This is a genomic window from Mycobacterium scrofulaceum, assembly GCF_001667885.1.
In the GTDB taxonomy this organism is placed as follows: Bacteria; Actinomycetota; Actinomycetes; order Mycobacteriales; family Mycobacteriaceae; genus Mycobacterium; species Mycobacterium scrofulaceum_C.
In genome coordinates this window covers 1-14,277 of record NZ_LZJW01000013.1, presented here as the reverse complement: position 1 = coordinate 14,277, position 14,277 = coordinate 1, and the positions used below count along the sequence as shown (strand labels likewise).

The following is a 14,277-nucleotide window of genomic DNA, read 5'->3' as shown; positions in this document are numbered from 1 at the left end:
GGGGGCGGATCCGCGCTGGCCACCCCGGCGCCGAGGCCGGCCCCGACCGCCCCAAGGACGCCCGCGAGCAAGGAACCGGCGATGAGTTGTTTGATCTTCACTCCGCCCATCTCTCCTCTCTGTCGGCAATCAATCCCCGTCGGATGCGCAATCGCGCCACGCGCACCGCGACGCCCGCGACAGTAGGAAGCGAGCCTGAAGCCAGCCTGAAGATGCTGCGGCCGGCGGTCTTTCAGCCCGCGGCGGACGGCGCCGTGGTCACGGTGGTCAGCCGCCACTTGTCCAGCCAGGGCTGGATGAGCTCGGCGACGGAGAACCTCGCGGGGGCCGAACAGCCCGGCTTGGGGGTGTTGGGATTGCCCCCGCGGATGAGGATGCCGACGGCGCGAACGGTGCCGTCGCCTTCGTTGAGGTAGACCGGGCCCCCGGAGTCGCCGCATTGGCCGGGCGCCAAGAAGACCACCTTGCTCTTGGTGACTTCCGTGATCTGGCCGCAGGTGGCCTCGCCGGAGCCCATGCCGAATTTGCAGAGTTCCTGGCCGATCCGCAGGTTGGTGGCGACGCCCGAGACCGGCAGGGAGGTTCCGATGGCCGCGCTCCGCGGGACGTCGTCGCCGCCCAGCACGACCAGGCCGATGTCGTGCTGCTCGTTATGAACGCCCTCGCTGACCGTCTGGCTGAACGTGCCGACCGTCGTGTAGGGGAGGACGCCGCCCAGGTTCATCGTCACCTTGCCGGGCCCACCGGGGCGGTTACAGTGGCCGGCGGTGAGCACCCCGGCCTCACCGGTGGCGGTGCGCACCAAAAAGCCTGCGGTGCAACCCATTCCGCCAGACCCGTCGGCGTACTCGACGAAGATGCCCGCGCCGGGCCCGATGGCGGTCGATGCCGGTAGGTCGATCGGGGCCAGAGCCGGCGGTGGGGTGAGTTCGCGGGCCGCGTCGTTCCTTGACAGCTGGGAGACCCACGCGACGAAGGCCATGGCGCACAACAACGCCGCGATCGCCAGCAACGCGGAATGCATCCTGGAGCGTTGTGGCAGCGGGTACTGCACATGGGTTCCGGCCAACACCCCCCCTTGAGCGCGCGGTGCCGGTAAGTCTCTGCGCGCCAGCTTGCCAGCTTTCGGCTTGCCAGCCGTCGTGATTGGCGAGATTTTTTAGCGGACGGTGGCCGGCTCGGGGGACGGCTGGTCGTCGACCGGACTGTGTGCCAGGCGATGGTGCCGGCGGAAATGGCGGATCTCGATGATCAAACCCGTCAAACCCAGCGTCGCGGTGCACAGCGACACCAGGTAGAGCAGTGAGTTGGGGTGGCCGGCAAGGGCGTCGCCGAGGATCACCACGGCGGCGGTCCCGGGCAGCAGGCCGCCCAGCGTCGCCAGCGTGTACGGCACCAGGCGCACCGTCGACGCGCCGGCGGCGTAGTTGATCGCCGAGAACGGCACGGCGGGTATCAGCCGCAGCGAGAGGATGGCCAGCCAACCCCGTTGCCGCAGGCGCTCGTCGACCGTGTCGATCGACCGGTGGCGCACCAGGCGGTTCAGCCGCCACCCGGCCGCCCGCACCAGCAGCATCGCGATCACCGCGCTGGCGGTGCTGGCGCCCACGGCGAGGGCCACACCCATGAGCGGGCCGAACAACAGGCCGGCGGCCAGGGTGAACGCCGTGCGTGGGACCGGCACCACGGTCGCCACGATGTGTGCGGCAAGGAACGCCAGCGGGAACCAGGGGCCGACCGACTGCGCCCAGTCGCGCATCTGCACGGGCGTGGGCAGGGGAAGCCAGGACGCGACGGCGATCAAGAGTGTGATACCGACCACTGTGGCGATCGCCCGGGGGCGCGACAGCAGGCGCGCGGTCGCGCCCAGCGCGCCGCCGAGGTCGCGCAGCGCCCGGTTGATTCTGCAGGTGGCGGAAGCCGTCACGCCTGTAAAGGTTACGGGGCGCAGGTGAATAACTCGTTGCCCGAGGCTGGCGTTTCATCGGCGCGCCGCCGCGCTCGTCGCGCCGCGCGGTTTTCTGCCGACAGGCCCGATCAACTAGCCTCATTAGTAAGTCGCAGGCCCCATTTGCTGGGAAAAAGGGAGCAATCGGTGTCCATTGATGTACCCGAGCTCGCCGAACTAGAACAGGTTCGCGGGCGTTGGCGCAGTGCGGTCGCCGGCGTGCTATCGAAAAGCACCCGGAAGGACCCCGAAGAGCTCGGGGACGAGCCCGAGCGGCTGCTGGAAACCCCGACCTATGACGGCATCGCCATCCGGGCGCTGTACACGGCGCTGGACGAGCTGCCGGAACCACCGCTGCCGGGCGAATGGCCGTACGTGCGGGGCGCCGACGCGCTGCGCGACGTCAAGTCCGGCTGGAAGGTGGCCGAGGCGTTCCCGGCCGACCGCGTGACCGGGGTGGCCGCCAAGGACGTGAACGCGGCGGTGCTCGAGGCGCTCGGCAACGGGGCGAACGCTCTGGTGCTGCGGGTCGGCCAGTCCGGCGTGACCGCCGATCAGCTCGAGGAAAGCCTGGCCGGCGTGTACCTGAGCATGGCGCCGGTCATCATCGACGCGGGCGCCGACTACTCCACCGCGGCCGACGCCATGCTGGCCATGGCCGCGGGTGTGGAGGCGGATCAGCGCGAACTCCTGTCGATCGACCTGGGCGGCGACCCGCTCACCGCGGCGCTGAGCGACCGTCCCGCGCCGGCGCTCGACGAGGTCGTCACGGTCGCCAAACGCGCGGCACGCGAACGCGGCGTGCGTGCGATCACCGTCGACGGGCCGGCCTTCCACAACCTGGGCGCCAACGCGACGTGGGAGTTGGCCGGCACCGTGTCCGCCGGGGTGGACTATCTGCGGCGGCTCACCGAAGCGGGCGTGCCGGTCGGAGAGGCGTTGCGGCAGATCAGCTTCCGGCTGGCCGCCGACGACGACCAATTCGTGACGCTCGCCAAGATGCGGGCCGTGCGTCGCCTGTGGGCGCGAATCGCCGAGGTCGTCGGCGACCCCGACGGAGGTGCCGTCACCGTGCACGCCGAAACGTCGCTGCCGATGATGACCCAACGCGACCCGTGGGTGAACATGCTGCGCTGCACCCTGGCCGCGTTCGGCGCGGGCGTCGGCGGCGCCGACACGGTGCTGGTGCTGCCGTTCGACGTGGCGATCCCGGGCGGTTTCCCCGGCACCGCGAGGAGCTTCGCGCGCCGGATCGCCCGCAACACCCAGCTGTTGCTCCTGGAGGAGTCGCACGTCGGCCGGGTGCTGGACCCCGCCGGCGGGTCGTGGTTCGTCGAGGACCTCACCGCCCGCCTCGGGGAGCAGGCCTGGGAACACTTCCAGGCCATCGAGGCTCGGGGTGGTTTCGTCGAGGCGCGCGACTACGTCGCCGGCCAGATCGCCGAAGTGGCCGCCCGGCGCGCCGACGACATCGCGCATCGACGCACCGCGATCACCGGTGTCAACGAGTTCCCGAACCTGACGGAACCGGCTCTGCCGCACGATGATTCGCCAAATTCCCCGCTGGCGGCCGGCAACCTGCGCCGCTACGCCGCCGCGTTCGAGGCGCTACGCGATCGCTCCGACGCTTTCCTGGCCCGCACCGGCGCGCGGCCGCAGGCGCTGCTGCTCCCGCTGGGCCCTCTGGCCGAGCACAACATCCGGGCCACCTTCGCCGCCAACCTGCTGGCGTCGGGCGGCATCGAAGCCGTCAACCCCGGAACCGTCGACGCCGCGAGCGTCGCGAAGGCCGTCGCCGACGCCGGATCGCCCGGCGCGGCGGTCATCTGCGGCACCGACAAGCGCTACGGGGAGGAGGCCGCCGCGATCGTCGAGGCGGCCCGGGCCGCCGGGGTGTCGCGGGTCTACCTGGCCGGGCCGGAGAAGGCCCTGGGCGATGCCGAGCACCGGCCCGACGAGTTCCTGACCGCGAAAATCAACGCGGTCGAAGCCCTTTCGAACCTGCTCACTCGATTGGGGGCGTAGCCGCAATGACCACAACCGCACCTGTGATCGGTAACTTCGCCGAGGTCCCGCTGAACGGCGACGGGCCGCTGCCGCCGCCCACCGAGGCCGCCGTGCAGAAGCACGTCGCCGCCACCGCCGCGGCGCACTGGTACACACCCGATCAGCTCGAATGGCATACGCCGGAGGACATCGCCGTCAAACCGGTCTACATCGGCGCCGACCGGGCCGCCGCCGTCGCGGACGGCTACCCGCTGAACAGCTTCCCGGGCGAACCGCCGTTCCTGCGCGGCCCGTACCCCACGATGTACGTCAACCAGCCGTGGACAATCCGCCAGTATGCGGGGTTCTCCACCGCGGCGGAGTCGAATGCGTTCTATCGTCGTAACCTGGCGGCCGGCCAGAAGGGCCTGTCGGTGGCCTTCGACCTCGCCACCCACCGCGGGTACGACTCCGACCATCCGCGCGTGCAGGGCGATGTCGGAATGGCCGGCGTGGCAATCGATTCCATTCTCGACATGCGGCAGCTGTTCGACGGCATCGACCTGTCGACGGTGTCGGTGTCGATGACGATGAACGGCGCGGTGCTGCCGATCCTGGCGCTGTACGTGGTGGCCGCCGAGGAGCAGGGCGTGCCGCCGGAGAAGCTGGCCGGCACCATCCAGAACGACATCCTCAAAGAATTCATGGTGCGCAACACCTACATCTATCCGCCCAAGCCGTCGATGCGCATCATCTCCGACATCTTCGGCTACACCAGCGCCAAGATGCCGAAGTTCAACTCCATCTCGATCTCCGGCTACCACATCCAAGAGGCCGGCGCCACAGCCGATCTGGAACTGGCCTACACCCTGGCCGACGGCGTCGACTACATCAAGGCGGGCCTGGACGCCGACCTCGACATCGACAAGTTCGCGCCGCGGCTGTCGTTCTTCTGGGGCATCGGGATGAACTTCTTCATGGAGGTCGCCAAGCTGCGGGCCGGCCGGCTGCTCTGGAGCGAGCTCGTCGCCCAGTTCAACCCGAAGAACGCGAAATCGCTTTCCCTGCGCACCCATTCGCAGACCTCGGGCTGGTCGCTGACCGCGCAGGACGCGTTCAACAACGTGGCGCGCACCTGCATCGAGGCGATGGCCGCGACCCAGGGTCACACCCAGTCCCTGCACACCAATGCGCTCGACGAGGCGCTGGCGCTGCCCACCGACTTCTCGGCGCGGATCGCGCGCAACACCCAGCTGCTGCTGCAGCAGGAGTCGGGCACCACGCGGCCCATCGACCCCTGGGGCGGTTCGTATTACGTGGAGTGGCTGACTCATCAGCTCGCGCAGAAGGCCCGCGCCCACATCGCCGAGGTCGCCGAGCACGGCGGCATGGCCCAGGCCATCAGCGACGGCATCCCCAAGCTGCGCATCGAGGAGGCGGCCGCGCGCACCCAGGCCCGCATCGACTCCGGCATGCAGCCGGTGATCGGCGTCAACAAGTATCAGGTCGAGGAGGACCAAGAGGTCGAGGTCCTCAAGGTCGAGAACAGCCGCGTGCGCGCCGAACAGCTGGCCAAACTCAAAGAGCTGCGGGCGAGCCGCGACCAGTCCGCCGTCGAGGCGGCGCTGGCCGACCTGTCCCGGGCGGCCGCGGCACACGGGCGCGCCGGCGAGGACGGGTTGGGTAATAATCTGCTGGCGCTGGCGATCAACGCCGCCCGGGCCAAGGCGACGGTCGGGGAGATCTCCGACGCGCTGGAAAAGGTGTACGGCCGGCACCAGGCGGAGATCCGCACGATCGCCGGCGTGTACCGCGACGAAGCCGGAAAGGCCCCCAACATCGCAACCGCCACGGAGCTAGTCGAGAAGTTCGCCGAGGCCGACGGCCGGCGGCCGAGGATTCTGGTGGCGAAGATGGGTCAGGACGGTCACGACCGGGGGCAGAAGGTGATCGCGACGGCCTTCGCCGACCTGGGCTTCGACGTCGACGTCGGCTCGCTGTTCTCCACGCCCGACGAGGTGGCGCGGCAGGCCGCCGACAACGACGTGCACGTCGTCGGCGTCTCGTCGCTGGCCGCCGGGCACCTGACGCTGGTGCCGGCGCTGCGCGACGCGCTCGCCGAGGTGGGGCGGCCCGACATCATGATCGTGGTCGGCGGAGTCATCCCGCCCGGCGACTTCGACGAGCTGTACGAGGCTGGGGCCGCCGCCATCTTCCCGCCCGGGACGGTGATCGCCGACGCCGCGATCGGCTTGCTGCACAAGCTGGCCGAGCGGCTGGGTTACGACCTGGGCCAGTGACGCCAGTCATCGGTGGTCACGGGCGTAACGCCATGGTTAAAAATGAGTCGGCATTTCGCCCTGGCGTTACCTTCGGCGGGCGAAATGGCTGACTCCGTCGAGAAATTGGCCGATGCCGTCCGCCGCGGCGACCGGGCTGCGCTGCCGCGGGCCATCACGCTGCTGGAGTCCACCCGCGCCGACCATCACGACAAGGCGCAGCGGCTGCTGCTCGAGCTGACGCCCGACGCGGGCGACGCGCATCGCGTCGGCATCACCGGAACCCCCGGGGTGGGGAAGTCGACCACCATCGAGGCCCTCGGCATGCACCTGATCGAGCACGGCCACCGGGTGGCGGTGTTGGCCGTCGACCCGTCGTCGACCCGCAGCGGCGGATCGATCCTGGGCGACAAGACCCGGATGGCGCGGCTGGCGGTGCACCCGGATGCGTACATCCGCCCATCGCCGACGTCCGGCACCCTGGGCGGTGTAGCAAAGGCCACCCGGGAGACGGTGGTGTTGCTGGAGGCCGCCGGGTTCGACGTGATCATCATCGAGACCGTCGGCGTCGGCCAGTCCGAGGTGACCGTGGCCAACATGGTCGACACGTTCGTCCTGCTGACGCTGGCGCGCGGGGGCGATCAGCTGCAGGGCATCAAAAAGGGCGTGCTGGAGCTGGCCGACATCGTGGTGGTGAACAAGGCCGACGGCGAACACCTCGCCGAGGCGCGGGTGGCCGCACGAGAGCTGTCCTCGGCCATCAGGCTGATACACCCGCGTGAAACGCTTTGGCGGCCACCCGTTCTCACCATGAGTGCGATGGAGGGCACCGGCCTGAAGGAACTGTGGGACACCATCGAACGCCATCGCCAGGTGCTCACCGAAGCAGGCGAGTTCGACGCACGCCGCCGGGCCCAGCAAGTCGATTGGACGTGGCAGATGGTGCGCGACGCCGTCTTGGACCGGGTGCTGGCCAACCCCAAAGTGCGCAAGATGCGCGCCGACGTCGAGCGCCGGGTCAAGGCGGGGGAGCTGACCCCCGCGCTGGCCGCCGAGCAAATATTGACGGCCGCGTCAGACTAACGGATAGGTAAACAATCTAGATTTCGCTCCGGGAAGGTGTGAAATCCAAGTAAATTTGAAACTGTGACGGTGGAAACCCGAGTCGATCGCCGCGCGGTCCCTGTCCACGATGACCTTGACGCAGGTCACCGTGTGTCCGGCGCGGCGGACTCACACTTCGGATGCGTCGTTCGCAGCTTTTCCACGATGTTTCCCGCCCGCCGGTTCGGCGGCGGCGCGCTGGCCGTGTACCTCGACGGTCAACCCGTCGTCGACGTGTGGTCCGGCTGGTCCGACCGCGGCGGCCACCGGCCGTGGTCGGCCGACAGCGCGCCGATGGTGTTCTCGGCGACCAAGGGCATGGCCGCCACCGTCATTCACCGGCTCGCCGACCGCGGGCTGATCGATTACGAGGCGCCCGTTGCCGAGTACTGGCCGGAGTTCGGGGCCAACGGCAAGGCCGACCTCACCGTGCGCGACGTGATGCGGCACGCCGCCGGCCTGTCGGGGCTGCGGGGCGCCAGCAGCGAAGACCTGCTGGACCACGTCGTCATGGAAGAACGGCTGGCCGCGGCGTCGCCGGGGCGGCTGCTGGGCAAGTCGGCGTATCACGCGTTGACCTTCGGCTGGCTGATGTCCGGCCTCGCCCGGGGCGTGACCGGCAAAGGCATGCGTGCGCTGATCCGCGAGGAGCTCGCCGAGCCGCTGGGCACGGACGGGTTGTACCTCGGTCGGCCGCCGGTCGGGGCGCCGACCCGGGTGGCCGAGATCATCGCGCCGCAGAACATGGTCAGGAACCCGGTCCTGAGCTTCGTGACGCGCAAGGTCGCCAACGAGCTGTCCGGCGGGTTCCGGTCCATGTACTTCCCGGGTATGGTCGCCGCGGTCCAAGGCGATACCCCCTTGCTGGATGCGGAGATTCCCGCGGCCAACGGGGTGGCGACGGCCCGCGGGCTGGCACGGATGTACGGCGCCATCGCCAACGGCGGCGAGGTCGACGGCATCCGGTTCCTGTCGCGCGAGTTGGTGGCCGGCCTAACCGGTCGGCGGAGTCTGCGTCCGGACCGAAACCTGTTCATGCCGCTCGCGTTCCACCTCGGCTACCACAGCCTGCCCATCGGGAACGTGATGCCCGGGTTCGGCCACGTCGGGCTGGGCGGTTCGCTGGGGTGGACCGACCCGTCGAGCGGCGTGGCCTTCTCGCTGGTGCACAACCGGCTGCTGACCCCGTTCGTGGCGACCGACCACGCCGCGTTCGTCGGCATTTATGCGCTGATCCGCAAGGCAGCCGAGAAGGCCCGCAAACGCGGATTCACGCCGGTGACCGAATACGGCGCGCCGTTCTTCGAGCCGGGAGCCGTCGCGGGCTAACTCCATCCGTGGATGGGGTGCGCGATCGCTTCGCTCGCCCGTAAGGCCGCACGGCGGTGGCGGTCGATGTGAAAGACCAGGTCAGAACGTTCAGTACCGCCGTGTTCGTGCGTTATCTACATAGATTTAACATAGTTGACACGTGTTTCATAGAACCAGCCCGCAAAGTCGAACAATCGGTAATAATGCCGCGATAGACCTGGCGTCGACGACGCGTACGAGCTGGAAGGCTAAGAGCCGGATGAAATTCGCCCGCATGATCGGACCCGCTGAAAGCAGAGTCGACTCCTCCACCCTCCTCCATCGGTCAGCGCCTCCGGGCACCGGGACGCGCCCTCTCGCACTGTTCGTCTTGGGAATGGGCAGGTCGGGAACATCGGCGCTCACCCGGGTTCTCTCGCTGTGCGGTGCCACCCTTCCGGCGGGGATGATGGGGGCCGACGAGACCAACCAACGCGGCTACTGGGAACCGCGCGCATCCCTCCTTCTTAACAGGACAATTTTGGAGCGCCGCGGCAGCGCCTGGTGGGACCCGTCGCTGCGCGTCCTGGACGATGATGCCTTCACGCCCGCGGAGCGCGAGGCGTGTACCGCCGACATCTCGGCTTACCTCAAGACGCTGCCGGACGCACCGTTACTGGTCATCAAGGACCTGCAGATCGTGGTGCTCTGGGACATGTGGTTCGAGGCGGCGCGCAAGGCGGGTTTCGACGTGGCCGTTGTGATCGCGGTGCGCCACCCGCAGGAGGTGATCGCCTCGCTTGGCAAGGCCACCGGCGCTTCGCCGCAATTGGCGAGCGCCCTGTGGCTGAAGGGAAACCTACTGGCCGAGCGCCACTCACGCGGCGTGCCCCGGGTGTTCGTCGAGTACACGCAGCTTCTGGAGAACTGGCGCCGGGAGGTGAAGCGGATCTCCTCCGCGCTGGAGATCGACCTCGGCACCGAGGATGAAGGCGCCGTCGACGACTTTCTCACCCCTGATCTGAGGCGCAACCGGGATTGTGGCCCGGTGATCGATCGCTTCGGCACCGATTGGATGTCTGCGGTCTACGAGGCCATGCACGCTGCGGCGCAGGACGGGCCGGCGGACATTTCTACACTAGACGGTGTTTTCGAGGCGTATCGCGCCTGCGAACACGACTTCCGCGTGGCGTTCGAAGACGCCCGCGGCCACTCCAACAGCCTCACCGCCAGACTGCTCAAGCCGTCGCTGATGAAGCCGCTGCTGGAGATCATCGCCCTGGCCCACCGGCGCAAGGGAACCTGGGCCTAGTCGCCAACGGCTTCATCCGCCGGCGGCGGGATGCCAATGACGTTGGCGCCGAGCGAATCAAATGTTAAGTAAACAAAACAAATTCGCAAAAGCGATGTGCTGGTCGCTGCGCTCACGCTAAAGTCTTTTACGCACCATGATCCGATCATTCGCTCGTCAGGGGAGAGCCTGATCCCACAGGGGGTGCAAGGGGGAGTGTCGTCTTTGTGCCAAAGACGTTGAGATAAGTGCAGTTTCACATCTTGATGTCGCAGTGCACACCGGGCAAAGACGGTTTTTCGCTCTGGAGTCGTTGCTGAGCACCAAAGGTTATCCGCACGCAGAATCGGAAAGTTCATGGGCAACAACTGAATTTGAGCAAGGTGTAGGACATTGAAAGGTTTGCGTTTGCGATGAGATCTGCCCGGATCGCCAAGTCCGCTCGCCCGGTCATCCTGTTCGTGCTGGGCCCACAACGCTCGGGAACCTCGGCGATCACGCGGGTTCTTTCCCTACGCGGTGGCGCACTTCCGGCCGGGATGTTGGGCGCCGACGCCAACAACCCCCTGGGCTATTGGGAACCCCGGGCGGCCATCACGCTCAACGAGTCGATCCTGCGTCGCCACGGGAGCAACTGGTACGACCCATCGCTCCGCTTGCTGGACGACGGCGCTATCGACGCGGCAGCGAAGGACACCCACATCGCGAAGATCGCGACGTACCTTGCCACGTTGCCAGCGGCGCCCCTCGTCGTGATCAAGGAGCCCCGGATCACGACCCTGTCCGGCCTGTGGTTCGAGGCCGCACAGCAGGCCGGATTCGACGTCGCAACGGTGATCGCGGTGCGTCAGCCGCAAGAGGTCATCAAGTCCATCTCAGCGTCCTGGCGAGTCTCCCCGGCGCTTGCCGGTGCCATCTGGCTGAAATACAACCTGCTGGCCGAGCGCCACACGCGCGGCGTGACACGAGTGTTCGTCGAGTACGCCAACCTTCTCGACGACTGGCGCCAAGAGATGAAGCGAATCTCGGTGGCGCTTCCCGATGAATTGTGTACCGGGGAAGAAGAGGCGGTCGAGAACTTCCTCAGACCCGACCTGCGGCGTCAACGGCATTGCGGCCCGGTGGTTGACCTCTTCGGCACCGACTGGATATCAGCGGTTTACGAAACGCTATACGCCGCTGCGCTGGACGAGCCGGTGGACGCCGCCGTTCTCGATCGCGTCTTCGATTCCTACCGGGCGTCGGAGCGCGATTTCCGCAACGCCTTCTACGACTTTCATGGCTTGTCCAACAGCATGCTTTTTCGTGTCTTCCCGCCGGTGATAGCGGGCCCTGTGATGGAAGTGCTCGCCATGGCTCATCGGCGCAAGGGCACTTGGGCATAGCGGTTGGCGGTCGGCATCGGCAATGGCTGAGGCTGCGCGGCTGCCCGATATGATCGACCGGACCGTGCTGTCGCCAACGTGAGCACGTCCCACCTGCAGACCAATGGGAGGTCTCGGCTCTTGTCAGCGTCGGTGCTCATTACAGGAGGGGCCGGGTTCATCGGGTCGGCGCTGTCGCACCGGCTCGTGCAGGATGGTTACGACGTAGCGGTGATGGATGTTTTGCACCCGCAGGTCCACGGGTTAGACAGAGCGATCGACTTGCCGTCGTCCGTGCGGTTGTTCCCCGGTGATGTCACCCACGCCCCCGATTGGGACGCGGTGCTGCGGCTGTGTCGTCCGTCGCAGATCGTCCACCTGGCGGCCGAAACCGGAACGGCGCAGTCGCTGTCGGAGGCGACGCGCCACGGAGCAGTGAATGTGGTTGGCACCACGCAGCTCCTCGACGCCTTGAGCCGTTCCGGCCTGGTTCCGGATCAACTCGTCCTGGCGTCGTCGAGGGCGGTCTACGGCGAAGGCGCATGGCGGGCCGGCACTGACGTCTTCTATCCGCGGCCGCGCAGCCATGCGCAGCTGGTGGCCGGCCAGTGGGACCCCCTGGGACCCGACGGTCAACCGGCGGTGCCGCTACCGAGCTGCGCCAGCCGCACGGAGCCCCGGCCGACCAACGTCTACGCCGCCACTAAGCTCGCCCAGGAGCACCTGCTCGCGGCCTGGACGACCGCGCACGACACCAACGTCAGCGTGCTCCGGCTGCAGAACGTCTACGGCCCGGGCCAATCGCTGACAAATTCGTACACCGGAATCGTCGCGCTGTTCGCCCGTTTGGCGCGCGAGGGGCAATCGCTCGAGGTGTACGAAGACGGTCGGATCGTGCGCGATTTTGTCTACATCGATGACGTTGTCGACGCGCTATACGCGGCCCTGCAGCGACCCGCGACCGAGTCGCGCCGCCTCGACATCGGATCGGGCAACGGGACCACGATTCATGAGCTGGCCGACAGAGTCGCCGCCTTGTACGGCGCGCCGCACCCGACAGTCGTTTCGAAATTCCGGGACGGTGACGTGCGCGCCGCCAGCTGCGATATCGGGCCGGCAGAAGCCGAGCTCGACTGGCGTCCGAAGTGGACGCTCGACGAGGGTTTGCGCGCCCTGCTCGAATGGATCGACAAGCAGGCCGAATCCTCGAGCTAACCGAACCGAACAGCCGCCTTCGCCGTGTTAAGGACGATGAGCGGCGACCGGACCGGCCCCGTCCAGCAAACGGTGTGATTGATGGATGCGGGGCGGTGACCGTCCGAAGCATATGATGGTCAGCAAGCTGACCGGTGGTCGTAATGACAGGGTCGAAACGACGGCCACGCCGTACACCTCGAGGGGGCAGGGTTGGTGGGATGTATGCGAAGATGCCAAACGTATTGGCGGCCCGCGCGGACGTCAACGCTGTTCAGAGGTACGAAGTTCATGCGAACTAGGGGGAAGTCTTGACCGTTGCCGATCGCGGCATGCGATCTTCATTCGTGGACACGCGAGCGGCGTACCTCGACTTGCTCCGGCGCAACCTCACGCGCTATGGCAGCGACGAGTTGGTGCCCGTTGGTTGGTACTACTTCGGACGGCCGGTTTTCGGTAACCGCAAATTCATGCTGGTGCGCAAGCGCCCGTTCAATCCCCACGCGCGCGGTTTGGGCCTCGACTGGCCGGCGGATGCCCTGACGATGATCGGTATGCAGCGGCTGACCAGCCTGCAACACTGCGTCGAGACTGTGCTGACCGAAAACATCCCCGGCGACCTCGTCGAATGTGGGGTATGGCGCGGTGGGGCGTCGATCTTGATGCGGGGGGTGTTGTCCGCCTACGGGGACAAGCAACGACGCGTCTGGCTTGCCGATTCGTTCGAGGGCGTTCCGCCGCCGGACACCGCCCATTACGAGGCGGACAGGGGAATCCGGTTGCACCGCGCCGCCGGCGTGCTGGCCGTGTCGGAGGCGCAAGTCAAGGCGAACTTCGAGCGCTATGGGTTGCTCGATGACCAGGTTCGCTTCCTGCCGGGCTGGTTCAAAGACACCCTGCAGGGCGCCCCCATCGACCGGATCTCGGTGCTGCGGCTCGATGGGGACCTGTACGAATCCACGATCCAGGCCCTCGATGCGCTATACCCGAGGCTGTCACCGGGCGGGTTCTGCATCATCGACGACTACCACGCGATCGAGGCATGCCGGCGAGCGGTCGCGGATTACCGGACGAAGCACGGCGTGACCGCCGAGATCGTCGAGATCGATGGCACCGGGGTGCTGTGGCGTAAGGAATGACAAGCCGCTTGGCCATCCTGAACCTAGCCCGCGCCGATACGGGCTTTCGCCGAAATCTAAGGTGATGTGGGTGCATTATTGCCGCGGATGGCGCAACTGAAGGGCTTGGATTCGCGATGAAACTTGTGCTGGCAAGCTATGGCACTCGCGGTGACATCGAGCCTTCCGTCGTGGTCGCGCGCGAACTGGTCCGCAGGGGCCACGACGTGCGAATGGCGGTCCCGCCCGACTCGATCGCCTTCACCGAGGCGGCGGGGCTGGCCGCCGTACCCTATGGCCTGGAATCGCAAGCATGGCTGGATCTCTACCGCAACTTCTGGACGTCATTCTTTGGCGCTTTCTGGCGGGTCCGCGATATGAGATCGATGTGGCGCGAGATGTGGGATCTCAGCGACGAATGCTGGCGGCAAATGAACACGACCCTGGTTTCGCTGGCCGAGGGGGCCGACCTGCTGTTCGCGGGGCAAAGCTATCAGGAGCCGGCCGCTAACGTCGCGGAGTATTACGACATCCCGTTGGCCACGCTGCATCACGTCCCTATGCGGCCGAACGGCGAGGTCGTATCGATCCTGCCTGCCCCGGCGGGCCGCTTGGCGATGGCGGCGTTCGACTGGTTCTGCTGGCGCCTGAACAAAAAGGTAGAGGACGCCCAGCGCCGCCAACTTGGGCTACCCCGCGCGAC

General features: G+C 67.3%; 10 protein-coding genes and 1 pseudogene. 9 read left to right on the top strand and 2 right to left on the bottom strand.

From position 1 onward, the window contains the following. Nucleotides 1-232: 232 nt before the first annotated feature. Both A5681_RS01280 and A5681_RS01275 read right to left on the bottom strand, forming a co-directional pair. Complete coding sequence (locus tag A5681_RS01280) at nucleotides 233-1,024, bottom strand: endopeptidase (protein ID WP_067268780.1); 792 nt, start codon at nucleotides 1,022-1,024, stop codon at nucleotides 233-235. Between the two features lie 135 nt (nucleotides 1,025-1,159). Beyond that, nucleotides 1,160-1,927, bottom strand: a complete 768-nt coding sequence (locus A5681_RS01275; protein ID WP_067268779.1) for a TVP38/TMEM64 family protein — start codon at nucleotides 1,925-1,927, stop codon at nucleotides 1,160-1,162. Nucleotides 1,928-2,095: 168 nt separating this feature from the next. Here A5681_RS01275 and mutA point away from each other — a divergent pair, with 168 nt between their 5' ends. From mutA to A5681_RS01230, 9 genes and pseudogenes are all read left to right on the top strand, one after another. Next, nucleotides 2,096-3,973 (top strand): methylmalonyl-CoA mutase small subunit, encoded by a 1,878-nt coding sequence (gene mutA, locus A5681_RS01270; protein WP_067268778.1) that lies wholly within the window; start codon nucleotides 2,096-2,098, stop codon nucleotides 3,971-3,973. Nucleotides 3,974-3,978: 5 nt separating this feature from the next. Continuing rightward, the gene (gene scpA / locus A5681_RS01265; RefSeq protein ID WP_067268777.1) at nucleotides 3,979-6,234 is read left to right on the top strand and encodes a methylmalonyl-CoA mutase; all 2,256 of its coding nucleotides are present in this window, start codon (nucleotides 3,979-3,981) and stop codon (nucleotides 6,232-6,234) included. A gap of 84 nt (nucleotides 6,235-6,318) precedes the next feature. Next, nucleotides 6,319-7,307: pseudogene (gene meaB, locus A5681_RS01260) on the top strand (methylmalonyl Co-A mutase-associated GTPase MeaB). Between the two features lie 52 nt (nucleotides 7,308-7,359). Next, a complete protein-coding gene (locus A5681_RS01255) occupies nucleotides 7,360-8,646 on the top strand; it encodes a serine hydrolase domain-containing protein (RefSeq protein WP_067268776.1) in 1,287 nt (428 codons plus the stop codon). A 358-nt stretch (nucleotides 8,647-9,004) separates the two neighbouring features. Beyond that, nucleotides 9,005-9,919 carry a sulfotransferase family protein gene (locus tag A5681_RS01250; RefSeq protein WP_067268775.1) on the top strand — a complete coding sequence of 305 codons (915 nt, stop codon included), beginning with the start codon at nucleotides 9,005-9,007 and terminating at the stop codon, nucleotides 9,917-9,919. 392 nt (nucleotides 9,920-10,311) lie between these two features. Further along, complete coding sequence (locus A5681_RS01245) at nucleotides 10,312-11,283, top strand: sulfotransferase family protein (RefSeq protein ID WP_067268774.1); 972 nt, start codon at nucleotides 10,312-10,314, stop codon at nucleotides 11,281-11,283. Nucleotides 11,284-11,415: 132 nt separating this feature from the next. Continuing rightward, nucleotides 11,416-12,477 carry an NAD-dependent epimerase/dehydratase family protein gene (locus A5681_RS01240; protein ID WP_067268773.1) on the top strand — a complete coding sequence of 354 codons (1,062 nt, stop codon included), beginning with the start codon at nucleotides 11,416-11,418 and terminating at the stop codon, nucleotides 12,475-12,477. A 311-nt stretch (nucleotides 12,478-12,788) separates the two neighbouring features. After that, nucleotides 12,789-13,595 (top strand): TylF/MycF family methyltransferase, encoded by an 807-nt coding sequence (locus A5681_RS01235; protein ID WP_067268772.1) that lies wholly within the window; start codon nucleotides 12,789-12,791, stop codon nucleotides 13,593-13,595. A gap of 116 nt (nucleotides 13,596-13,711) precedes the next feature. After that, the coding region (locus A5681_RS01230; RefSeq protein ID WP_197498473.1) for a glycosyltransferase at nucleotides 13,712-14,277 on the top strand (566 nt) is incomplete at its 3' end.

Bases quoted from the DNA above. Each gene is read 5' to 3' on its own strand.
- A5681_RS01280 (WP_067268780.1), bottom strand. From the start codon at position 1,024: ATGCATTCCGCGTTGCTGGCGATCGCGGCGTTGTTGTGCGCCATGGCC.
- scpA (WP_067268777.1), top strand. From the start codon at position 3,979: ATGACCACAACCGCACCTGTGATCGGTAACTTCGCCGAGGTCCCGCTG.
- A5681_RS01250 (WP_067268775.1), top strand. From the start codon at position 9,005: ATGGGCAGGTCGGGAACATCGGCGCTCACCCGGGTTCTCTCGCTGTGC.
- A5681_RS01245 (WP_067268774.1), top strand. From the start codon at position 10,312: ATGAGATCTGCCCGGATCGCCAAGTCCGCTCGCCCGGTCATCCTGTTC.
- A5681_RS01235 (WP_067268772.1), top strand. From the start codon at position 12,789: ATGCGATCTTCATTCGTGGACACGCGAGCGGCGTACCTCGACTTGCTC.